Genomic DNA, 22151 nt, shown 5'->3' on the forward strand with positions numbered 1-22151 from the left:
CTAAGGGCTGTCCCGTAATCCCTGGCGGGCGTGCGACGACAGCTACGGCACCTCGCCGCGTTGTCGGAACGCCCGAATACATCCAGTATTCGGGCATCCCTCCGCCTTGCGATGCACCGCATCTGACGCCGCACGCTGATCCACCAGGGATTACGGGACAGCCCTTAGCCCTGCCGTTCCAGCCATTCCGAAATCACCTGGTTGGTTTCTTCTGGCATTTCCTCCTGGATCCAGTGACCGCAGTCCAGGCCGACCACTTCCACGTTGGGCACGAACTCTGCCAGTCTTTCGAACCTCGGGATCGCGAAGTCCTGGTCGCCGTAGATCATGAGGGCGGGCTGCTTGATGATCGGGTCCGCGTCCGCCAGCTGGTGCCAGTTGTGGTCGAGGTTCCTGTACCAGTTGATGCCGCCCGTGAATCCCGACGTCTCGAACGCGGAGACGTAGACGGCCAGGTCGCTGTCGCTCATGATGGGCTCACCGAGTGGTGTTTCCGCCTTGGCGAGGTTGATAAATGCCATGCCCGGCTCAGGGGGTGCGGGGGGCACGTTCTTCCGGTAGAGGTTGCGGAGGAACTGGGAGGTGTTGGCATCAAATGCGGCGTCCGCGACGCCCGGCTGCCGGTTGAAGTGGACGAAGTAGAAGTCGCCGCCGAGGAAGGTTTCCATGACCTCGATCCACGGCGTTTCTCCGCGTTCCTGGTAAGGCAGGCTCAGGTTGATCAGCTTGTTCACCCGGTCGGGGTGCAACAGGGTCAGTCCCCAGACGACGAACGCACCCCAGTCATGGCCGACGAAGGTGGCGTCCTCGTAGCCATAGTGGTCCAGGAGCGCGACGAGGTCACCCGTCAGGTGTTCGATGTCGTAGTCCGTCACCTCGGTCGGGCGGGATGAGTTGCCATAACCCCGCTGGTTCGGTGCGATGACGTGGTAGCCAGCCGCTGCGAGGACGGGCATCAGGTGACGCCAGGAGAAGGCGTGCTCCGGCCAGCCGTGGCAGAGCACGATGGGCTTGCCCTTGTTTTCTCGGCCTGCCTCGAAGACTTCGAGCTCCACACCGTTGACCTGGATGAGGGTGGGCTCGGGAAATTCTGCTTGATTGAACACTGCATTTCCTCTCTGGGGGCGTTCGCTGGCGGTCGACCTCCTCGATGAGGTCATGTCGCCATCTTGGTCACCAAACCGGTCACCCCATGACCGGTTTTTATGAGAGTTTTGTCAGTATGCGATCCGATCGGCTGGTGGCCATACTCCTCTTGCTCCAACGGCGCGAGCAGGTGACAGCCGCGGAGGTCTCCCGAGAGCTGGACGTCTCCGAGCGCACCGCCCGCCGTGACCTCGACGCCCTGGCCATGGCCGGGGTGCCCGTGTACTCCGTACAGGGCCGAGGTGGCGGCTGGCGCCTGGTGGGCGGTGCTCGTACCGACCTGTCCGGGTTGACCGCCAGTGAGGCACGCGCCCTGTTCCTGGCTGTCGGTCCGGCCTCGGATGCGACGCCGGCGATGAAGGCAGCTCTGCGCAAGCTCGTCCATGCTCTACCGAAGCCCTTCCAGGTGCAGGCCGAGGCAGCGGCGGCGTCGCTGGTCGTAGACCCGCAGCGATGGGGGGCGAGCCGGATCGAGCACCGGCCGCCTCGCTTCCTCGACGAACTCCAGGACGCGGTGATCAGCGGCGTCCAGGTGTCGCTCGGCTACGTCGACAGCAAAGGCGTCGAAACCCGGAGAACCGTCCACCCGCTGGGCATCGTCGCCAAAGGTCCTGTGTGGTACCTCGTCTCCAACACCGAGACCGGCCGACGGGTCTTCCGGATCGACCGCGTGTCGTCCGCCGACCCGACCGGCGACCCTGTGCACCGGCCCGGGGACTTCGACCTTGCCGAGAGCTGGAATGAGATCGCCAAAGAGGTCGATCGCAAACGAACGCCGCTGGAGGTCCAGGCGGTATGCACACCTGACGGGATAGGCATACTCCGGATGGCGCTCGGCGACCGGCTCGACGTGGGAGGTTCCACGACCGATGGCCGCATCGAGGTCGTGATCCGCGGCCCCAATGAGTACATCCTCGCCGGCGAGCTCTCCGGGCTGGTCGAATGGGTCGAGGTGACCGGCCCTCCGGGGGTCCGAGACCACCTGGCCTCGATCGGCAACGCCCTCGTCGAACGATACGGCCGGCCGCGCACCAGCGGAGACCTTCACCCGTCTTGAAGCGGACGAGGCAGGGCTTCGAGAACAGTTCCGCTCAATAGGGTGGGTTTGTCCGTTCCGGCAGTCGCCTGGTCACGAGTCGGCGGGTCTGCCGGCCTGGCTCGCTGAGGGTGGACCGTCTCGTGCCGGGCCAGCATCGCCACGCACTCGGCGCGCTTCCGGGGTCGAGGTCGCGACGGGCGGTGCAGGTTGTGGCGGCGGCTGGCGCCTCGTAGGCGGCGCTGTCGATCACGGGCTGTGGGCCATGGGCGGCTAAGGCCAGCCCGAGGGTTCCCGGAGCGGCAGGTCCCGCGCTGGACGGCCGAGCTGGAGGACTACGCGATCACGCTCGGCCTGTTGCAGCGGGCCCTCAGGTTCCAGGTCGCCGGAACGGCTTGAGCCGCACCCCCTCCAGGCTGTCGGCGATCAGCTGGTCCAACCGCCGCTCCCGAGTCTCGTCCCGCTTGGCACTGATCACATGGTGGATGGCCGACTTGCGGTAGGACGGCGCCTGCCCGCTGAACCACTCCCACGCCCGCGGTTCCGCTTGGAAGCGAGCCAGCTGCGCCGCCTCGAACTCCCAGAACGGCTTCTCCTCGCGGTCCCGGTCACGGGCTTCGAACACCGCGATGCCGGCCGGCCGCATGAGCCCTTGCGCGGTCAGCTCCTCGATCTTGCGGAGGTTGACCTGGCTCCAGTTGCTGCGCGGCCTGCGCGGGGTGAACCGGATCGTCCAGGAGAAGTCGTCGATCGGGCTCTGCCGGCCGTCGATCCAGCCGTAGCACAGGGCCTGGTCGACCGCCTCCGACCAGCTCAGGGTGGGCTTGCCCGTTCCCTTCTTCCACATGCCCACCCGGCATTCGGAGGCAGTCGCGTGGTGCTCCTCCAGCCAGTCCCGGAACTCCTCAGGACTTGAGAAGAAGGTTGACTCCATGCGCGGTGCTCCCGTCGGTCGTCTCGTCGGTTCCATTGAACCTGTCGGGTACGACAATCCGAGAGTTTCACCGCGCCGCCCGGGATCTGCGCCGGGGTGTCATCACCATGACGGGCAGGCAGCCACAGGAGCCGAGCGGGGACGGATCGGCCGCAGGCCCCTCGTTCGAGGGAGCGGAAGAGACGCGGGCCTCGCCAACGCGAGTGGACAGCTCAGCTCAAAGTGCGCTGACGATATCTTCCTCGTCCTCCGGGATCGGCGCGTTCGGATCGCGAGACGGGCTGTTGATCAACTTAGCCGAATTGTTCTTCGACGCCGCCTCGACACGCCTCGTCTCCTAGGCCAGAGCCCTGGCCGCTGGAGCGGACCTGGTACCGCTCACGCACCCACGACCGCTACTGCTCGACCGTCCGACCCGACGCGTGCGCCGACATCACGCCCCCCGGCAGCTCCACCGCCGCCATCGCCCTGGTTCTCGTCAGCTGTCGGATCTGGGCCGGCCAGGCAGCCGTGTGACCTGCTGGGCTGCGGCGAGTTCCTCGCGCGCCTGCTCCAGTTCTAGCGACAGCTCTGCAGCGGCTCGTATCAGGGCACGGACTCGTTCCCTCTCCGTGGCGAGGTCCGTCTTGGTCTTCGCCAAGGCTTCTCGGAGCCCGGCATTGTCCTCGGCCATGTTCTGCACGACCTGCGGAGTGAAATTCCGGGCCCGGGCCCGCGCTCGGAAGTCATCTACGAGGTCCTTGTGATCTCCATAGACGACGTCTCGCCGCAGCCCGCACTCGGCAATCAGCTCGGTTCCCGTGAGCGTGCCGACCCTGGAGCGCAGTGGTGTGCCGGCCAAAAGGCGCTCCGCAGCGGCTCGGATCTCCTCGCGCTCGGTATCCCTGTCTCTGTTCCTTCGTGTCATGCGAGTGGGCCGCCTTCGTCGAGCGCACGGGGTCGGGATGCTTCATGTCGTCCGATCACCGCTCGTATCCGCTCTGCCTGGGCGGCGGCTCGGTCACGGCGCGGGCCTGGAGTCATCGGATCGGATGCTTCTCGTTCCAGGACAGACAGCCGCGAGCGGTGTCCAGTGATGTCCCGGTCCGTGTAGGCGAGGTTGGCGCAGGTACTCCGGCAGAAGGCTTCGTCTGGTCCGTCGTCGGCGGGCAGTTCGAGCAGTAGCTTCTCGGTGCGGCACGCCGCCGTCTCGGCGCGGTGGACGCAGGTCATGGCGTCTCCGTGGTGGATGTCGGTGTCGGTTTGGGCGATGAGACGCCGGACGCTGGCCTGGGCTCGGACGGTGCGCCCGAGGAACGCGGCCGCACTGGCGGTGCGGCGTCGGTACTCGGTGGCAGCGGGCCCGCTGACGTGTTCGTTGGCCTCTTCCAGGCGAGTCCAGTCGTCCTCGTACTGCTCGAGGAGCATCTCCAGCCGCTCCACGGCGACGTCGTCCAGCCAGGAATCGTCGCCATGGGCTGATGGTGGAGTCGGGTATTGGAACTCTCCGAATGCCTGCTGGATGAGGTCGGCGTTGCTCGCGGCGGGGGTGCCGTCCGCTTTCGGAGCTCACTGAGGTCAACAGCGTTGGCCGCGAGGGTCCTTGGTATGTGGCGTGCCGCTTTGCCGATCAACGGCGGCCGATAGAGGCGGCGCGAAGATCCGAGCCACGGTCCACCTCCTTGAACAGTGCCGCAGCTCGCACTGCGGTGCCCAAGGCCCAGCCCCCGGTGCTGAACAGTCCCAAGACCACAATGCCCAGGCCCAACCCGACCACCATCCACCACACTCCGCGCTCCGTGCTGCTGAACGTTGTCCCACCGCGAGGCAAGGCCGACCCCACGATCGTTCCGGAGATCGCGACGCCCAGGGTGGTGCCGGTCTGCCGGCCAGCGGAGGCCAACGAGGTAGCCACTCCGGCCATCGAGCGGGGCATTCCGGAAACCGCTGTGTTGGTGATCGGCGGGTTGACGGTGCCCAGGAAGATGCCGAACAGTAGGTAGATCGAGAGCACGGTCGGCAGAGGGGTGGCCGGTCCGAGCCAGACCGACGCGCCGCCGCCCAGCGCCAGCGCACCCCCGGCGAGCACCAGCGGCAGCCTGGGACCGTGTGTGACGACCAGCCGTCCTGTGAACGGGGAGAGCACAATGACCAGCGCCCCGACGGGGAGCAGGCATAGCCCGGTCGTCAGCGCCGACATGCCGCGCACGTCCTGCAGGTACTGGGTGGTCACGAACAGAAACGCGCCGAACCCACACAGTGCGAAGAGCGCCATCAGGATCGCCGAGCTGAACGGCACGCTGCGAAACAGGCGTAGCTCCAGCAGCGGGTCGACGCGGCGTGGTTCGTAGCCCAGGACGCCGAGCACGCCGAGCACAGCCACAGCGAGCAGGCCCAGGATGACTGGTGAGGACCAGCCCAACTCCTTGGATTCGGTGATCGCAAAGATGACGCTGCCGAGGACCAGGACCGTCAAGATCTGGCCCACCGGGTCGAATCGGCGCGCCCGGGGGGCGCGGGACTCGGGTACGAACAGTGTGGTGAACACGATCGCGGCGGCCACGATCGGTACGTTGATCCAGAAGACGGAGTGCCAGCCGAGGCCATCGACCAGGGCACCGCCGATGATCGGACCGAGCGCCAGAGACAGGCCGGTCATCGACCCGAACACGCCGATCGCCCGGGCCCGTTCAGCCGGGTCGGCAAACGTGTTGGCGACGATCGCCATCGCCACCGGGTTGAGCATCGTGCCACCGACGGCTTGCAGCGTACGCGCCACGATCAGCCAACTGATGCTCGGCGCCAGGCCGCACAGCAACGAGCCGAGCCCGAAGGCGGCTAGGCCGATCTGGAACACGCGCCGACGGCCGACGCGGTCCGCGGTGGACCCGGCCAGCACCAGGAAGCTGGCCAGCGCCAGGGTGTAGGCGTCGACCGTCCACTGCAGGCCGGACACTGAGGCGTGCAGATCACGACGAATCGACGGTAGCGCGACGTTGACGATGGAGATGTCCATCACCACGACGATCACGCTGGCGCAGCAGATCGCGAGCACCAGGAGTCGACGGCGAGGACTGAGTACAGGTATGGGTTCGGGCATGTCCGGGACGCTAAGTTTTAGAGCGTGGTCGAAGTCAACCAACAACTTCCCGAGCCCGTGCCCGAGACGGGGCTGAGTATCGCCGAGGCTGCTCGCCGTACCGGAGTGAGCACGCACACCCTGCGCTACTACGAACGCGCCGGCCTGGTCGTCACCCCCGTCGACCGCACCCACGGCGGCCGGCGCCGCTACCGCGAGTTCGACCTGGAGTGGATCACCATCTGCACCAGGCTCCGGGCGACCGGCATGCCCATCAAGGGCATCCGCCGCTACGCCGAACTCGTCGCGGCGGGCCGAGGCAACGAAGACGAGCGATTGGACTTGCTTGAATCGCATCATGACCAGGTGCTCGCCAAGATTGCCGAACTCCAGGAGAACCTGAAACTCATCGCTCGCAAGGTCGACGTCTACCGAGGCCGACTCGCCGCCGGCGACGCCGACCAGCTATGGGCGCCCAACCGCACACCGACTGCCCGCTGAGTAGCCCCTCCGAGCGGGCCCGAAATCACCGGTCATCGCCTGGTTCCGCGGAAGCACGCCTTGGCGTGCCGCCGCCGTCAACAACGTGCTGTCCCGTGGTACCTAGATCTGACAAGCAGAGGTCCCGTCGTAGATAATCGCAGATAGCTATTCCGTTTCCGTGACGCCGTTGCGACGGCTGACGTCGGCGGCGTAGGCGGCCCAGTCCCCGCCTGATGCCTGTTGCCACTGGACGGCGACTTTGATGTGGACCCCGAGCATCCGGGCGAGGATCGCGGCGGGCACTTCGGTGGCGAGGGTGAACAGCGCGGTAGAGCGGTCCTGCTTGGGCCGGATCCCGATCTTGTGGAGGCGCTGGCCGATCCGGTCGTCGCCGAGGGGGCGGCCCGGCTGGCCTCCGGGGAAGAGCCAGGGAGCGTCCTCCGGGGTGCCGATCTTGGCCTTGCCGCGGCGGGTCGCGACGAGTTCGCGGACCAGGCTGGCCAGCGGTGCGGGGAGGACGACCGGCGAGGTGCCAAACGTGATGGAGACGGTGTCGCCGTCGAAGTCGACGTCATCGACGGTGAGTTGGCTGATGGTGGCGATCTTCTGTGCGTAGAGGATCAGCAGCGGTCCCGCGACGCGGTCCGGGGTCGGCAGCGTGTCGTCGTTGAGGAGGCGCCGGGCGTCTGCTCATCGTTTCTCGCTGTCGATGGTACTGAGCGGGCCTGTCCAGCGGACGGTGCCGTAGGTCAGGTCGCGGGCGTGCCGGTGCTGTACCGACCAGCGGACGAAGTGGCCGGTCTCGTCGGGGTAGCTGACCGTGGGGTCGGCCATCCAGCGTTCCAGGTCCGTCTGAGTGCAGGTCTTCAGTGTGAGCCCTTCGTCGCCGAGCCAGTCGAGGAAGTTGTTTGCCGCGGTGACGTGGCAGCGCACGTTCAGGTCCTGGAGCCGGGTGGTGTGGTCTTCACCGAGGCGGCGCCGGAGCCGGCGCATGTGGTGCCAGACCGCGTAGCCGTGCAGGATTCGCCGTTCGGCGAGATCGGTGCGGGCCTGGACCGTCGCGGTGATCCATTTCTCCAGGGCGACCAGCCGTTCGTCGCGGGGCGGCAGGGCGCCGGTCGCGACCAGGACACTGCGCAGGTGGGCCAGCACCTTGCCCGGGGGCAGTTCGTCGAGGACCTCGTGTGTAACGGGCCGCTCGTCGCGGCCTATGCGTTCCAGGGGGTCACGGGCCTTGGAGCGGGAGACCCAGGCGAAGGCGACGTCGGGGCGCTCGGCGCTCGTCAACGCCTCGTGGAACGGGGCGAACGTCGGCCAGTACAGCATGATCGGCTCGATGTGCTGGCCGGGGTGGGCCTCGGTCAGGGACCAGGCGGGGTCCGCGAACCGCGACAGCGCCGCAGGATCGATCCCCTGTCGCAGAGGCCGGGCATGGAGCACGATCCTGCTAGCGAGATCTTCGGGTGCGGCCGGAGCGGTGGTTGACGTGGTCATCGCAGTTCCATCCGTCCGCCTATCAGGTCATTGATCATTTGTGCCTGCCGGTCGGTGAGGTTCTGCCGTGCCTGCGCCTGTTCTGACTGGTGGTAGTGGTTCACCAGATCCGCCAGTCGCTCGTGATGCACCGAGTGGAGGACTTTCCAGGACGCCGGATCGGTGTGCGCCCGCAGGATGGTCAGCTGGTCCAGAGCAGCGATCTGCAGAGGAAGCTGGTGGGGCAGGGCACGTGCGTTCTCGCACCCCAGGCAGGCCAGGAATGATTCCGCGCAGGGCTCGCCCGGGGTGGTGCTCGGGCTGTTGAGGTGGTCAGTGCACCCGGCGAGCACGGTGTCCTGTGCACCGGAGAGAAGGCGTTGAAGAACCGCGGGCTCTACGTCTGCTTCGTGGGCGGCGCCCTCCAGATCGGTCTGTCAATCGATTTACGGTCCCCATCAGCGCGGCGGAATCATCCAACAGTCCTCCAGCAGGGGAGCGGGGAGGCGAGGAGGCCCCACTCAAGCACGGACTGGACCCGGTCTGCCCGAGAGCCATGTCCGTAAAAGAGCTGTCCGTTCAGGGCTGAGTGAAAGGGAGTGGCCCGGCACCGCAGGGTGCCGGGCCGGGGATCTGCCGTTGGGGGCCCTGGTTCCTGCACCACACAGGAGCGGGAGTTTCACAGGTCACCCGGTGTGCTGGAGGCGGGTTACCACTGGCAGTGGACGTGGGTGTCGTGGTTCTTGTCACCCGGCCCGAGGACCAGCTTGGCGCCGAGCTTCCGGCAGGCATTCATGAGCCCGCGGTGATCGGCCCTCTTGCCCACGTGGCGGCCGTTGATCCAGGTCACGTCGACCGCGCGGCCCGCGTAGTGCTTGGAGGTACGGCTGTGCCTTCCGCCGACGAACTCGGAGATCTCGAACTTGTAGTGGTACTGGGTGCCGAGCTTCAGGACACCGTTGAGCATCCGTGTGTCGAGCGCGACCCGCGCACCCTTCTTGTGGCCCCACGGGCTGGTCTTGGCCAGGCGCCCGTTGGAGACGTCGACCAGATTTTGCTGCGGGAGAGACACCTTGTCGGTACCGCTCACGTGCGCCTTGGCGTAGGTGATGCCCTTCGCGTTCAGGACGGAACGGGCCAGCCGGGCCGACTCGCTTGTCGGCTTCGCGGGTGCGTGATGCCGGGCTGCTTGCCCGTGCCGCCCGGGAGAGGGATCCGCCGTCGCGGCCTGCCCAGCAGAAAGAGCGATGGCTGAGACCGCCACAGCGGCGCAGACAGCGAGACGATTCATGGATGGGTCCTCATTCCTCTGTGGGCGGTAGAACTGATCAAGAGGAAAGCAGGCGACCAGGCGGTCTCTGGTCGGCCAGCGGGATTCCCACCTGATCGGGGTACATCTGCGTCAACATCCCGTCGCACACGGGAGGCCACCGCGCGTGAGCTGCTCGCCCAGGACGGCCAGAGCGCGCCGATGCTGTCGGCGGCCGATCTGGATTCGAACAACGGGGCGGGCTGCCTCAGTGTCAGGTTCGTGCGCCAGTAGGCCGCGACCAGCAGTGCCCGGTCCTCCAGCGGCAGGCTCCATGGCCGGCCCTTGCGGACGGCGTCCGTGCCCTGCGCCGCAGAACGGTCACCAGCTTCCCGAACTGCCTCGGGCTCAGCCGCTGAACGGGGCTGTCCAGGACGGCTCCGCCGCCGTGATCACACCAGCCACGGTGAGATCGCCCCATCTTGATCACGCTGCGGGGGCGCCGGCCTCTGACGGGAGACATCTCGGTCGTCCGGACGGATTCGGTATGAGAGCCTCACGCCCGTGGCTACTGAAACTGAGGTGGGAGAGCTGTTGCACCAGCGCGGCTGGCGGACGGCATTCACGGTCACTGAAATGGTGAACGCATGGGCTGCCCTGGTGAGCGTCATCGAGCGCGGCTACGGCGACGACATCTACGAGTACACCAACGACCTCTACTGCCGAAACTGGCTGCACGAGGCATGGCTCCTGCTGGACGAACACGTCGTCCAGCTCTGGACCCCGCGGATCAACGCTCTGGACGACCAGTACAAAGCCGTGACCATCGACGACGACGGTCAAGCACTCGATCAGTTCCACAGGCTGCCCGGCCCCGACCTGTGGTGGTGGCGGCGTCACCCCCGCATCCTCACCGGAGACCTCGGGCGTTCGCTTCGCTCGGCCGGTGCCATTGGCGCCGACCCTGATACGGCATGACCCTCGGCCTCGTGGGATTACGGGACAGCCCTCAGGAAAGTGATATGTCCGGTGGCACAGTCGACGCATTCAAGATGAGCATTCGTTCTGATTCGTTGAATCATCTGGTGCGGTTACTGACACGGGTTTTCCGTGGTGGATTCTCCAGGCGCCGGACCGAGGTATTCAGCGTTCGGCCTTCCCCTGTTGGATCTCATCCAAGGTCTCGTTCAGCATCTGAAGGATTCGTAGCGTGAACTCAGGGGCTCGAACCAAACAAGTGGGTCAGGGAAACGCTCTTGCCGCCGCGCATTATTCAGGATTGCCTCATCCCTGTCATGCTTGGATGTCTTCCACCGCTTGGAATCAAAGAGAATCAGCCGAGGCTGGGCGAGAAGATCAACGAGAAATGGTCCGGATCTTATATCGAGGTTGCGAAAGATTAGGGCGGCATCCGATTCTATGGCGACCAAGATCTTTTCGCAGGGTGCCCGAGGACACGGGGACTTCGCGACATCATCACCTGTCTGCGGCCGAAAGTGAGAGAAATCTCCGCCAGGAGAAACGATTTCCCCTGTGGTCGATGCCGCCCGTCCGCTGGCCCGCGGCTGGCACATGACGGGTGATCAGGCGGCTGTGGTGTGAGGGTGCTTCGCTCGCGCGGCGGTCTTCTTCGCCGCATCGGTGTCGTCCGACCCGGCGGCGCCCGACGGCGCCCGGCGCGCGCTCGAAGAAAACCCGTGCCGGGCGGAGCGGGGCTCCGTCCGGCGCGGGCATCAGGACATCGTTTCCCTCACCCGGGTTGGGTCCCGACGACGGCGTCCCGGGCCGTTCGGCCGGCTCGCAGGTCGGTGAGGTTGTCCTGGAACACCTGGCCCACGGCGGCGGGTTCGCCGGGGAAGGCGAAGGCGCAGTGCGGGGAGATCACCAGGCCCGGTGTCCGCCATCGGGGGTCGTCCGCGGGGAGGGGCTCGATGTCGTGGACGTCGAGCAGCGCTCCGCGCAGTGCTCCGGTCCCCAACGCCTCGTGCAGGGCCTTGTCGTCCACCGTGGTGGCCCGGCCGACGTTGACCAGCGCCGCTCCGGCCGGCAGTGCGGCGAGTACGTCGCCGTCGACGAGGTGGTGGGTTCCGGCGGTGGCCGGCAGGCAGCAGATCATGTGGTCGGCGGTGGCGGCGGCCTCGGCCAGGCGGTCGGTGCCCACGGTGCGGTCCGCCCCCGGCACGCTCCGTTCCCCGGTGCGGGTGACGGCGACGCACCGGGCGCCCAGCGCGGTGACCTTGCGGATCACGGACCGGCCGATCCTTCCGGCTCCCACGACCAGGACGGTCGATCCGCACAGCATCGTGGCGGTGGACGTGTGCCAGGCACGTCGTTGGGGGCGTGCCGACAGGGTCGGGAACTCCTTGAGCAGCATGAGCAGTGCGGACAGCGCGTACTCCGCGACGGATTCGACGGGGACGCGCGCCGAGTTGGTCACCAGCGTCCCGGGGGCGAGTCCGGCGGCGGGGAGGTGGTCGGTTCCGGTGCCGGTGAGGTGCAGCCATCGAAGGCCGGGGAGCAGGGCGAGGGAGCGTTCGGGGAAGTGGTGGCCGATCAGCACCTCGACCTCGGCGAGTTCCCTCCGTGACAGGTCGAGGAGGGAGGAGGCCCGCACTGCCGTGACCAGCGGTTCCAGGTGAGGCAGCAGCTCTTCGGCCATCGCCGTGTGTGCGACGAGGGCACGCGGGTCGTGCCAGGTGGACGTCTTCACCGGTGCACCGCCCGGTGTGCGAGGAGCTCCGCGACGGGGTCGGGGCTGCCGTGGCCGGTCAGCTCGGTCACGAGGGCGCAGTTGCGTCTGATCTTGTTCGCGATCCAGGCGCGCAGCCAGTCCGCGAGGCGGGGCGCGGACAGTCCGGACGGGGCCACCCCGGTCAGGATCGCCCCGGTCAGGGCTGCTCCGCCGACGTTCACCACCACGTCCGGCAGCACCGTGTGGCCCGCCTCGCGCAGGAGGCGGCGCGCGACGGGGCCGCAGCTGAGGTTGCCGCCCTCGACGACGACGCGGGCGCGCACGTCCGGGACCGAGCCGGGGTCGATCGCGTCGGCCGCGGCCGCGAGGACGAGGACATCCGCGTCGACGGTCAGCCAGGCCCGGTCCGGGCCCAGGGACCGCACCCGGGCCGGGAGCAGCGAACGGTCGACGGTGCCGTCGGCGGAGGTCGCCTTGATCAGTCCTTCCGTGCTCAGGCCGGCCGGGTCGGTCAGTGTGCCCAGGACGTCGGCGACGGCCACGACGCGGTGGCCCGCGCGTTCGAGGTGCAGGGCCGCGGCCCGGCCCACCGCTCCGAAGCCCTGCACCACCACGCGTTGGGGTGCGGTGACCTGCTGTGCCTCCAGTGTGCTCAGGGCCGCCGTCGCGACGCCGAAGCCTGTGATGTCGGACATGGTCCCGTAGAACTGCTCCCAGGGCACGTCCAGCCGGGTGGCCCCGGGTACTTCGGCGAGGTCGTAGTCGGCCGCGGCGAAGAACGCGTCGCGGTCCGCCGGTGTCGTGCCCTGGTCGCAGCCCAGGTACACACCGCCGTGCAGGAGCGGGCGGCCGACCCGGCCGAAGGTGCGCATCAGCCGGTCGCGGTCCGTGATGGCGGAGCGGGGGCGGATGCCCGCCTTGGCTCCGCCGATCGGCAGGTCGACGAGTGCGAGTTTGTGGGTCATCGCCCTTGCCAGGGCTGCCAGTTCGAGTTCGTCGACGGTCTCGGTGAGGCGGGTTCCGCCCATGGCGAGGCCCCGTACGGTGCTGTCCACGACGACCCAGGCGTCGGCCTCGCAGCCGGGCATCGAGAGTGTGGTGGTGAAGAGCGGCGACGCGACCAGGGTGTCGTCGCTGTGAAGGAGTTGGTTCATGTCCACGTCTTTCTGGTTCCGGTGGGTACGTCGTGGCGAGGGCGCGGGCCGGGTACGTGTCCGGGCGCCGGGTGGCGGCGCGACCTGAGCGGCGTCAGGCGGCGCTCCGGCGCAGCAAGGCGTCCGCCTCGTCCTGGAGTGTGTCGAGGTCGTCCGCCACGACCTCCGCCGTCGAGATGTCGGGGAGCCGGCTCTCGATGTGGCGCAAGGGGCGGTATCGCAGGCCGAGGACGCCCCATCCCGCGAGCAGGAGTCCGCCGGTGATCATGAGCAGTCCCATGCCCCGGCCCGGCCCCGTGCCGCCCGTGATCTGGAGGAAAGGGGTCTGTCCGACGAGGGGGTCGAAGAGGTGGTTCAGCAGGAGGGGGGTGAGCAGGAAGCCGAGCGGCATCAGCCCGGTGGCGAGCATCTGGTTGGTGGCCACGACCCTGCCCTGCAGTTCCAGGCCCACCTTGGCCTGGAGGATGGCGAGCCAGTGTGCGTTGAGGAGGGCGTTGCACACCCACCACAGGAACAGGCCCACGCCCATGAGGACGGGTTCCGGCCGCAGCCCGATCAGCGCGGTGGCCAGTCCCATCCCGATCGTCATGCCGATCATGCCGTCGGCCCGGCGCCGGGTGCCGCCCCAGAAGGCCATGGCCAGGCCGCCGACCGCGGCGCCGAGGCCGCCCGCCGCGGTGACCGTGCCGAGGACGGCCGGGCTGCTCGTGGAGAGGACGAGCGGAGCCGTCAGGACCGTGGTGGTGGCGATGATGTAGTTGACGACGATGAAGAAGAGCACCATCGCCACCATGGGCGGCCGTCGGGCCAGGAAGCGCCAGCCTCCGGTGATCGAGGACAGGAAGCCCTCCTGGCGTCTGCGGAAGAGGCGGTCCGGGAAGCGGATGACGAGAAGGACGGCCCCGCCCGCGAGGACGGCGACGAGGTCGAGGCAGACCACCCCGGCCAGTCCGGTGAGGCTGATCAACGCCCCGCCGAGCACCGGCGCGATCAGTGTGCTGAGGGCGGTGCCCAGTTGCACCACGCCGTTGGCCTGGGCGAGGTAGGGCTTGGGCACCAGTTGGGCGACCGAGGCGAGGTAGGCGGGGCGCTGGAACGCCGCGGTGAGGGAGGTGAGCGCGGCGAACACCGCGACCTGCCACACCTGCAGCGTCCCGGTGGCCGCGGCGGCGACGAGGCCGGACAGGGTGACGCCGTAGACGGCGGCGCAGCCCAGCAGGACCTTGCGGCGGTCCCAGCGGTCGGTGGCGGCGCCGCCCAGTGGCGCGGCGAGGAAGGCCGGGAGCATGGCCAGCATGGTGACCAGGGAGTAGGCGGACACCTGGTGGGTCTTCTGGAAGACCCATACCCCGAGGCCGAAGGAGGTGAGCGCGGAACCGGTCATCGAGGCTGTCTGGCCGAGTGCGAAGAGTCCGAACCGGCGCAGATCCCGTCGTTGCGACGAGTTGTCCGGTGCCGTCGACGCGGGCGCGGAGGCGGTCGGCGAGGAGAGCCGTTCCTCGATGATCCCGGCGAGTTCGAGGGCCTGGTGTTTGAGGAAGTAGTGCCCTGCGTGCGGGATGCGGGAGAGGGAGACGTCGTCGGCGACGGCGGTCCACTCGCGGTACCGCTCCTCGAAGAGTTCGGTGGTGCGGTCGCGGTCGCCGACGACGCACAGTACGGGCGCCCGCAGCCGCCGGGGGTCGTGGGTCTCAAAGCGGGCGCTGAACCAGTCGACCGCTTGGCGCGCGTCGTGCCGGACGGCACGGATCACCGAGCCCCGGATGTCCTCCTCCATCTGCCCGCCGAGTGCCCGCAGCACGTCGTGGTAGGTCCGGTCGGAGGTGCGCCGGTCGTCGGGGAACCAGCGGTGGACGAGGGCGGACAGCCTGCCGGGGAGCCGTGCGCTGGGGAAGGCGGCGCCGAGGACGACACCGGCGAGTTCCTCGCCCGCCTCCTCCAGCGCGAGGGCGAGTGCGACCGCAGGTGCCGTGCCGACGCAGTGCCCGTAGACCAGGACCCTGCCGGTGTCGATGCTGGCGAGTTCGTCCCGGCAGCGTGTCACGACCTCGGTGAGGGAGCTCAGCTCCTCGTCGGCGCGTGCGGGGTCGTGGCCGGGCAGTTCCACGGCGAGCACCTGCATGTCCGGCCGTCGCACGGCGAGTTCGTGTGCGAGAGGTCGGTACGAGGCCGCGGATCCGCCGCCGTAGGGCAGGCAGACGAGGGTCACTTCCGGGGACATGCCCGGGGGCGGCCCGGCCAGTCGTTGGAGGAGCCCGGTGCCGGCGGACGCGGGATCGTCGAGCAGGGTCGCCAGTTCCCGCACCGTGGGGTGGGTGAAGAGGGACACCACCCGCAGGTCGGGGCCGATCAGCCGGGCGGCGCGCAGTGCGCTGAAGGAGTCCCCGCCCAGTGCGAAGAAGTCGTCGTCGATGTCGAGGTCCTGGTCGGGGAGTTCCAGTACCTCCTGCCAGGCCGCCGCGATGCGCCGTTCGGCGGCGCTGCGCGGGGCCGTGCCGTTGTGTTTCCCGGAGGCTTGCGAGACGGGCAGGGCTGCGCGGTCCACCTTGCCGTTCGGGGTGAGCGGGATCCCGGGCAGGGGTACCAGGGCCGATGGGACCATGTGGTCGGGCAGTTGGGAACGCAGGGCGGAGCGCACGGCCGTGGTGTCGAGCGGGGTGCTGTCGTCCGCCGGGACGACCCAGGCGACGAGGCGGCGCCGGTGCGCCTCCCCGACGGCGAGCACGACCGCTTCGCGTACGGAGGGCAGTGCCCGGCAGGCCGCGGCGACCTCGCCGGGCTCGACCCGGTATCCGCGTACCTTGACCTGGTCGTCGAGGCGGCCGAGGAACTCCACGAGTCCGTCCGGGCGTACGCGTACCCGGTCGCCCGTGCGGTAGCAGCGCCGGGTTCCTTCGACCGGGTCCGGGACGAAGGCCCGCGCGGTGGCTTCGGTGTTCCCGGCGTAGCCGCGTGCGACTCCGGGGCCGGCGATCCACAGTTCCCCGGGGGCTCCCGGAGGTGCGAGCCGTCCGCCGCGGTCGACGACGTAGCACAGTGCGTTCGGGAAGGGTGTGCCGAGAGGGACGGAGACGGCGGTCGTGTTCGTGGGGTCGTCGGTGTCGGTGGGTTCGCATCCGAGGACGGACACGGTTGTCTCGGTGGGGCCGTAGTGGTTGTGCACCCGCAGGCCGGGGCGGGCCGCGCGGATGCGGGCGACGAGTTGCGGCGGGCATGCCTCCCCGGCGAGCACGAGGAGGTGTTTCGGCAGTACGGCTGCCAGGTCGCCGTGTGCGGCGAGGAGTTCGAGGTGGCTGGGCACCATCTTGACGACGTCCACCGGGTGGGTGGCGAAGTACGCGGCCAGCCCCTCGGGGTCGGTGGCCCGCTCGCGTTCCACCAGGTGCAGCGTGCCGCCGCTCACCAGCGCCCCGAACAGTGAGAGGTATCCGAGGTCGGCCGCCGCCGTGGAGAGCAGGGCGAACGACCGCCCGTGCCCGTCGATCCGTTCCAGTGCGGCGTGCAGGTAGTGCGTGAGGGAGCGGTGCTCCACGCCGACGCCCTTGGGCGTGCCGGTCGTTCCGGAGGTGTAGATCAGGTAGGCGAGCCGGTCCTCCGCCACCTCCACCCGTGCTCCGGGCCGGTCCGCGGGGGCGGTGCCGGGGGCGGACAGGTCCTCCGTCACCAGGACGTGCGCCGCCCGCACCCGGTCGGCCAGGGAGCGCCGGGCCAGTACGAAGCGTGCGCCGGACGCCGTCACGGTGCGGGCGAGCCGATCGTCGGGGTGGGCGGGTTCCAGCGGGACGAAAGCCGCTCCGGCCCCGAGTACGCCCAGCAGGGCCACGGGCAGGAGGACGTCCCGCTCGGCCAGTACCGCCACCGGCTCGCCGGCGCGTACCCCGGCCGCGAGCAGGCCCTCGGCGACCCGGGCGGCCCGCTCTTCCAGTTCCGCGTAGGTGAGAGTGCCGTCCTTCGCGACGACGGCGGTCCGTTCGGGCGCGGAGCGGGCCCGGCGCCGCACCAGTTCGGGAACGGAGTCGCCCGGGTAGGTGCGTACCGGCCCGCGCAGCACTGCCTCCGCCGGGTCCGTCAGGAGCAGTTCGCCCACGGGGCGGTCGGGGTCGTCGACCAGGCCGGTCAGCAGCCGCAGGTAGGACTCGCCCAGCCGTTGCGCGGTCGCCGGGTCGAAGCGTTCGCGACGGTACTGGAGCACTCCGCTCAGCGGCCCCTCGGCACCCGCCAGGAAGCAGTGCAGAGCCAGTTCGCTCTTGACGGCGCCGGTCGCGATCTCGGTGAACCGGGTCGTCAGTCCCGGGAAGAGGCTGGTGAGGTCGGGCCGGACGTACAGGTTCGCCATCGTCTCGAAGAGGGGCCCGGTGCCGGAGGCGCGCTCGGGGCGCACCTGGTGCACGACGCGGTCGAACGGGACGTCCGCCTGGGCCAGTGCGTCGAGCACGACGTCGCGCACCTCGGCCAGCAGGCGCCGCCCCGACCACGCCGGGGACAGGACCGTCCGCATCACGACCGTGTTGACGAACGGGCCGACGGCCCGCCCGCCGCGTGCCGTGTGCCGTCCCCCGTCCGGTACCCCGACGGAGATGTCCTCGCTGTCGGACACTCGTGCCAGCAGCGCCTGCCAGCAGGCGAGAAGCACCATGAACGGCGTGACACCGTTGTCAGCTGCCAGGGAGTCGAGCCGTGCCTTGAGTCCGGTGGGGAAGACGAGGGGGACGCCGCCGCCCGCGTCGGAGGGGAACGGCTGGGCAGGGCGGTCGGCGGGCAGGTCCAGTGCGGTGGGCGCGTCGCGCAGCCGCTCCTGCCACCAGTGCAGATGGCGGGCGGTCAGGTCCTCGGGGACGGGTGTGACCACCTCGGAGTACTGCGGGGGTTGTGGTGGCGGCGGCCCCTGCCCCAGTTCGTGGGCGTAGAGCGCGGCCAGGTCGGTGAGCAGGAGGCCGTTGGACCAGGCGTCGGTCGCCATGTGGTGGAGAACCAGCAGGAGGGCGTGCTCCTGCTCGTCGAGGCGGAAGCAGGTGACGCGGAGCGGGCATTCGCGTTCGGGGGCGATCGGCCGCCGTACGTGCTCGTGGACCCGCCGGTCGAGCTCGGCCCCCGGGTCCGCGGCAGCGCCGAGGTCGACGACGTCCAGGGGTACGTCCGAGGCCGGGCGCAGGGCCAGGACGGGGACGGGGCCCGAGGCGTCGACGACGCCGCGCAGTACGTCGTGCCGTTCGACGAGCCGACGCAGTGCGGTCAGGAGGGCCGGGCAGTCCAGCGGGCCGCTCAGCCGCAGCAGGACGGGGACCAGGTAGGCGGGGCTGTCCGACTGGAGCTGGGAGGCGAGCCACATGGCGTGCTGCGCGGAACTGAGCGGCAGGGGCTCGTCCCCCCGTCGCGCAGCGGCCTGCGGGCGCTGTGCCCTGCGGGCGGACAGCAGGGCGCGCAGCCGGTCCTGGTCGGCCTGTGAGGTCGTGGTTGTCCTATCGCTCATGCTGTCTCCTCCTTCCGGTCCGGGTCCGCCGCGTCCAGGGCGGCCAGCGCCCGCTGTTCGACCTCGGCGGCCAGATCACGCAGCACCGGCAGGGCGAAGACCGCGCGTACCGAGACATCGACGCCGAGCGCGTCCCAGATCTCGGCCGCGACTCGCATCGCGGTGAGCGAGGTCCCTCCGAGGTCGAGGAACGAGTCGGAGGCGGACACGTCCTTCACCGGCAGCAGCTGTTCCCATACCGTCGCCAGGAATTCCTCGACGACGGTGGACGGTGCGATCCGTTGTCTGCCTTCCGGGGCCGGGAGTTCGGCCGACGGGGCCGGAGGTTCGGCCGGTGGGGGCGGGAGGGGAAGGCCGATGGCCGAGCAGGAACGGTCGGGTGCCGCGGTGCCCCGGGCGAGGACGTGGAGGAGCCCGTCCAGCAGGGCCCCGGCGGCCTGTTCGTCGAAGCATTCGAGATCGTGGACGAGATGGATCTCGGTGCCCGACACCGTTGTGTTGACGAGGAAGGTGGCGTCGTCCCGCGCGCTGCCGGTGTCGCGTTCGCCAAGGACCCGCAGGGTCACCGCGCCGGCGGCGACCCGGACCGGTGCCCCCGACGGCCGCATGGAGAGCGAGACCGGGGTCAGGGGTGCGCCGGGGCGTCTCGGGAGCCCCGCTGCCGTGGCCGCCTCGGCGAGTGCGGAGGCGGGGAGCATCGTGTGTGCGAGCGCCCGGTTGCGTGCCAGGGCAGCCCGCGCGGCCACGGTGCGGAAGGTCTCCTCGGGCCTGAAGCCGACCCGGACCGGGGGGACGAAGAGCAGGGGCCCCACGACCCGGCCGAGTTCCGGTACGGGGCGCCGTGCCACCGGCACGGCGACGAGGACGTCGTGCCGTCCGGTCCAGTGTGCGATGAGCACGTCGAGCGCCGCCAGGTACACCGAGAATTCCGAGACGCCCGAGGAGGTCGCCAGGTCCCGTACGGCTTCGGCGGTGCCGGGCGGCAGCCGGCGCACCAGCCGGGCGCCCCGGTGCGCGGGGGTCCCCGCACGCGCGCGGCGTGCGAGGTCCCACGGGGGCAGTGCCCCCTTGAGTTCCTCGCGCCAGAAGTCGTGGTCGGACCGGGAGGAGAGCGCGAGGGCGTGTTTCTCCCAGCGCGCCACGTCCCCGAGTTGCACGTCCGGTTCCGGCACGGGTCGGCCGTCGAGGGCGGCGGCGAGTTCGTCCAGGACGAGGCCCCCCGACCATCCGTCGAAGGCCAGGTGGTCGACGGCGATCACCAGCCGGGCGCGGTCGGGGGCGGTGCGGACGAGCACGGTGCGCAGCAGCGGGGTGTCCTCGGGCGTGAAGACCTGCCGGGCCGCCGCGTCGACGAGCGCGTCGGCCTCTTCCGCCGTCCGCCGCGTCATGTCGTGTTCGGTGAGGGGGACCGGTGCAGGAGGCAGCACCCCTGCCACCGGGCCGTGCGGGGTTTGCGCCACGACGGTGCGCAGCGCCTCGTGCCTCACCACGAGTGCGTCGAGGGCGGAGCGGAGCGCGTCGGTGGTGACGGCGCCGTCGATGCCGAGGACGAACGCCTCCGTGGTGACGCCGGGTACCGGGCTGATCTGGCGGGTCGTCCACAGTTCGTGCTGCATGTCGCTCAGCGGTGACTCGGTGGCGTCCGGCAGCCGGGTCGGCGCGGGCACCGGAGGAGCGTCGTCGATGAGTCCGGCCAGTGCCGCCACGGTCGGCTCGGTGAGGAAGTCCCCCAGGGGGACCACCGCACCCCATTCGGCGCGGACCCTGGCGAGGACCCGGGCGGCGGCCAGGGAGTGTCCTCCGAGAAGGTCGAAGCGATCGGTGCGGCCCACCGGCCGGTCCGTGCCGAGCACCTCACCGACGATCGCCGCGAGTCGGGCCTCCGCTCCCGGCCGGGGGCTCTCGCCCGGTTCCGTCGTGCTGACGGGAGGGGTCACGGCGGACAGGGCCTTGCGGTCCACCTTGCCGTTGCTGCTCCGCGGCAGCCGGTCCGTCACCAGGACGCGGGCCGGCACGAGGTAGTGCGGGAGGCGGGTGCGCAGCAGCCGGAGGATTTCCTCCTCGGTGGGCGCGGGAGCGCTCTCCGGAGCGGCCTCCACATGCGCGTGCAGAGTCCGTGTTCCCCCTTGGTCCACGGGGGTGAGGACAACGGCGTGCCGCACGCCCGGGAGCGTCGCGAGGACCGCCTCGATGTCACCGGGTTCGACGCGGAAGCCGCGTACCTTGACCTGCTCGTCGAGGCGTCCGAGGTAGTGCAGCACACCGTTCGTGCGGCGCACGAGGTCGCCCGTGCGGTACCGCCTGCCGCCGGGTGCGTCGGGGTCGGTGACGAAGCTCGCGGCCGTCGCCTCCGGCGATCCCAGGTAGCCGAGGCCGACCAGCGGGCCGGCGACCCACAGTTCGCCTGCGGTGCCGTCCGGCACCGGGTGCTGCTGGGGGTCGCGCACCGAGAGCTCGCAGCCGGCGACGGCCGTGCCTATGGGCGGCGTGCCCGTTTCGTCACGGCCTATCGGGTGGGTGGCGCAGAAGACGGTGCATTCGGTGGGCCCGTAGAGGTTGACGACGGTTTCGACCCCCGGTTGTGCGTAGAGCTGGTCGACGAGAGGGCGGGGCACCGGTTCCGCTCCGGCGTTGACCCGTCGTACGCCCGGCGGCAACGGGCGTTCCAGCAGCACCGCGAGGCCGGAGGGAGGGGCGCTGATCATGGTGACCTCGTCCCGTGCGGGGAGGTCGGGGAGCGCCAGGATGTCGTCGGCGAGGACGACGCTGCCTCCCGCGCACAACGGGCCGAAGATCTGGTGGATGGAGGCGTCGAAGGAGAGTGACGCGGTCGCCAGGCCCACCCGCAGGTGCGCGGGGTCGATCGTCCGGGTCATCCATTCCATCAGGGCGAGCACGGAGGAGTGTCCGATGACCACGCCCTTGGGGGTGCCGGTGGAGCCGGAGGTGAACAGGACGTACGCCTCCTCGCCCGCGGTTCGTGCCGGGGGCGGTGCGGGGTTGTCGTGGACGTCCTGGTGCGGGGTGGTGTCGACGATGAGGGGGCGTGCGCCCGCTGCCGCGACGACGGGGGCGAGTTCGGGTGTGGTGAGGACCTCGCCGATCCCGGCGGCGTCGACCATGTGTGCCAGCCGGGACGGCGGGAGCGCGGGGTCGAGGGCCACGCAGGAGCGGCCGGCCCGCCACACTCCCAGGAAGGCGGCGACCGTGCGTTCGTCGCGCCCGAGGCAGATTCCGGTTCTGCCCCATGGAGCGGTCGGGAGGAGTGCGCTGATCCGTGCGGCGAGGGCGAGCAGTTCCCGGTAACTCGTTCTGCGCTCGCCCGCGATCACGGCTGTGGCTTCGGGGTGGTGGGCGGCCCGGCGGGCCACCAGGTCGTGGACCGTCCGGGGAGGGAAATGCTCCTCGGTCCGTGGTTGCTGCGGAGAATCGACCTGCATGGGATGGCTCCAGATC

The 22151-nt window shown here is 69.7% G+C and carries 16 protein-coding genes and 1 pseudogene; 3 read left to right on the forward strand and 14 right to left on the reverse strand.

All coding sequences use genetic code 11. From position 1 onward, the window contains the following. Positions 1-164: 164 nt before the first annotated feature. Complete coding sequence (locus ACFV8T_RS38520; protein ID WP_385336629.1) at positions 165-1106, reverse strand: alpha/beta fold hydrolase; 942 nt, start codon at positions 1104-1106, stop codon at positions 165-167. Positions 1107-1222: 116 nt separating this feature from the next. On the opposite strand from ACFV8T_RS38520, the gene ACFV8T_RS38525 reads away from it, so the two are divergent. Then, positions 1223-2203, forward strand: a complete 981-nt coding sequence (locus tag ACFV8T_RS38525) for a helix-turn-helix transcriptional regulator (protein WP_385336632.1) — start codon at positions 1223-1225, stop codon at positions 2201-2203. A 349-nt stretch (positions 2204-2552) separates the two neighbouring features. Here the strand turns inward: ACFV8T_RS38525 and ACFV8T_RS38530 are convergent, their stop codons facing one another. The 4 genes from ACFV8T_RS38530 to ACFV8T_RS38545 all read right to left on the reverse strand — a co-directional run bounded on the left by ACFV8T_RS38530 (position 2553) and on the right by ACFV8T_RS38545 (position 6195). Then, the gene (locus tag ACFV8T_RS38530; protein ID WP_385336635.1) at positions 2553-3116 is read right to left on the reverse strand and encodes a YdeI family protein; all 564 of its coding nucleotides are present in this window, start codon (positions 3114-3116) and stop codon (positions 2553-2555) included. A gap of 478 nt (positions 3117-3594) precedes the next feature. After that, positions 3595-4023, reverse strand: coding sequence for a hypothetical protein (locus ACFV8T_RS38535; RefSeq protein ID WP_385336637.1), 429 nt, complete (start codon positions 4021-4023; stop codon positions 3595-3597). Continuing rightward, positions 4020-4523 (reverse strand): hypothetical protein, encoded by a 504-nt coding sequence (locus tag ACFV8T_RS38540; protein WP_385336640.1) that lies wholly within the window; start codon positions 4521-4523, stop codon positions 4020-4022. Before ACFV8T_RS38540 ends, ACFV8T_RS38535 begins: the two co-directional genes overlap by 4 nt. A gap of 202 nt (positions 4524-4725) precedes the next feature. Beyond that, a complete protein-coding gene (locus ACFV8T_RS38545; protein ID WP_385336643.1) occupies positions 4726-6195 on the reverse strand; it encodes an MFS transporter in 1470 nt (489 codons plus the stop codon). A gap of 24 nt (positions 6196-6219) precedes the next feature. Between ACFV8T_RS38545 and ACFV8T_RS38550 the strand changes: the two genes are divergently transcribed. After that, complete coding sequence (locus ACFV8T_RS38550) at positions 6220-6675, forward strand: MerR family transcriptional regulator (RefSeq protein WP_385336646.1); 456 nt, start codon at positions 6220-6222, stop codon at positions 6673-6675. 147 nt (positions 6676-6822) lie between these two features. Here ACFV8T_RS38550 and ACFV8T_RS38555 read toward each other — a convergent pair whose 3' ends face one another. The 5 genes and pseudogenes from ACFV8T_RS38555 to ACFV8T_RS38575 all read right to left on the reverse strand — a co-directional run. Then, positions 6823-6960, reverse strand: coding sequence for a hypothetical protein (locus tag ACFV8T_RS38555; RefSeq protein ID WP_229846117.1), 138 nt, complete (start codon positions 6958-6960; stop codon positions 6823-6825). Between the two features lie 387 nt (positions 6961-7347). Next, complete coding sequence (locus tag ACFV8T_RS38560) at positions 7348-8151, reverse strand: hypothetical protein (RefSeq protein WP_385336649.1); 804 nt, start codon at positions 8149-8151, stop codon at positions 7348-7350. Continuing rightward, positions 8148-8483: a hypothetical protein gene (locus ACFV8T_RS38565; protein WP_385336652.1), complete on the reverse strand. Its 336-nt coding sequence runs from the start codon at positions 8481-8483 to the stop codon at positions 8148-8150. Before ACFV8T_RS38565 ends, ACFV8T_RS38560 begins: the two co-directional genes overlap by 4 nt. Positions 8484-8839: 356 nt before the next feature. After that, a complete protein-coding gene (locus tag ACFV8T_RS38570; RefSeq protein ID WP_385336654.1) occupies positions 8840-9421 on the reverse strand; it encodes a hypothetical protein in 582 nt (193 codons plus the stop codon). A 179-nt stretch (positions 9422-9600) separates the two neighbouring features. Next, a pseudogene (locus ACFV8T_RS38575) lies at positions 9601-9844 on the reverse strand (transposase family protein); the annotation flags it as partial. Positions 9845-9943: 99 nt separating this feature from the next. Between ACFV8T_RS38575 and ACFV8T_RS38580 the strand changes: the two are divergent. Continuing rightward, positions 9944-10357, forward strand: a complete 414-nt coding sequence (locus ACFV8T_RS38580) for a hypothetical protein (protein WP_385336656.1) — start codon at positions 9944-9946, stop codon at positions 10355-10357. A 772-nt stretch (positions 10358-11129) separates the two neighbouring features. On the opposite strand, the gene ACFV8T_RS38585 is transcribed toward ACFV8T_RS38580, so the two are convergent. The 4 genes from ACFV8T_RS38585 to ACFV8T_RS38600 all read right to left on the reverse strand — a co-directional run bounded on the left by ACFV8T_RS38585 (position 11130) and on the right by ACFV8T_RS38600 (position 22135). Then, entirely contained in the window at positions 11130-12089 is a 960-nt protein-coding gene (locus ACFV8T_RS38585) for an NAD(P)-dependent oxidoreductase (RefSeq protein WP_385336658.1), read from the reverse strand. Continuing rightward, complete coding sequence (locus tag ACFV8T_RS38590) at positions 12086-13225, reverse strand: Glu/Leu/Phe/Val dehydrogenase dimerization domain-containing protein (protein ID WP_385336661.1); 1140 nt, start codon at positions 13223-13225, stop codon at positions 12086-12088. Before ACFV8T_RS38590 ends, ACFV8T_RS38585 begins: the two co-directional genes overlap by 4 nt. 94 nt (positions 13226-13319) lie before the next feature. Beyond that, entirely contained in the window at positions 13320-18695 is a 5376-nt protein-coding gene (locus tag ACFV8T_RS38595; RefSeq protein WP_385336663.1) for an amino acid adenylation domain-containing protein, read from the reverse strand. Next, positions 18692-22135 (reverse strand): amino acid adenylation domain-containing protein, encoded by a 3444-nt coding sequence (locus ACFV8T_RS38600; RefSeq protein ID WP_385336665.1) that lies wholly within the window; start codon positions 22133-22135, stop codon positions 18692-18694. Before ACFV8T_RS38600 ends, ACFV8T_RS38595 begins: the two co-directional genes overlap by 4 nt. Positions 22136-22151: the final 16 nt, after the last annotated feature.

Origin of the sequence: Streptomyces sp. NPDC059832 (assembly GCF_042731715.1) — a bacterium.
Lineage (GTDB): Bacteria > Actinomycetota > Actinomycetes > Streptomycetales > Streptomycetaceae > Streptomyces.

Bases quoted from the DNA above. Each gene is read 5' to 3' on its own strand.
- ACFV8T_RS38570 (WP_385336654.1), bottom strand. From the start codon at position 9,421: ATGAATCGTCTCGCTGTCTGCGCCGCTGTGGCGGTCTCAGCCATCGCT.
- ACFV8T_RS38530 (WP_385336635.1), bottom strand. From the start codon at position 3,116: ATGGAGTCAACCTTCTTCTCAAGTCCTGAGGAGTTCCGGGACTGGCTG.
- ACFV8T_RS38540 (WP_385336640.1), bottom strand. From the start codon at position 4,523: ATGCTCCTCGAGCAGTACGAGGACGACTGGACTCGCCTGGAAGAGGCC.
- ACFV8T_RS38545 (WP_385336643.1), bottom strand. From the start codon at position 6,195: ATGCCCGAACCCATACCTGTACTCAGTCCTCGCCGTCGACTCCTGGTG.
- ACFV8T_RS38595 (WP_385336663.1), bottom strand. From the start codon at position 18,695: ATGAGCGATAGGACAACCACGACCTCACAGGCCGACCAGGACCGGCTG.
- ACFV8T_RS38590 (WP_385336661.1), bottom strand. From the start codon at position 13,225: ATGAACCAACTCCTTCACAGCGACGACACCCTGGTCGCGTCGCCGCTC.
- ACFV8T_RS38600 (WP_385336665.1), bottom strand. From the start codon at position 22,135: ATGCAGGTCGATTCTCCGCAGCAACCACGGACCGAGGAGCATTTCCCT.
- ACFV8T_RS38560 (WP_385336649.1), bottom strand. From the start codon at position 8,151: ATGACCACGTCAACCACCGCTCCGGCCGCACCCGAAGATCTCGCTAGC.
- ACFV8T_RS38535 (WP_385336637.1), bottom strand. From the start codon at position 4,023: ATGACACGAAGGAACAGAGACAGGGATACCGAGCGCGAGGAGATCCGA.
- ACFV8T_RS38525 (WP_385336632.1), top strand. From the start codon at position 1,223: ATGCGATCCGATCGGCTGGTGGCCATACTCCTCTTGCTCCAACGGCGC.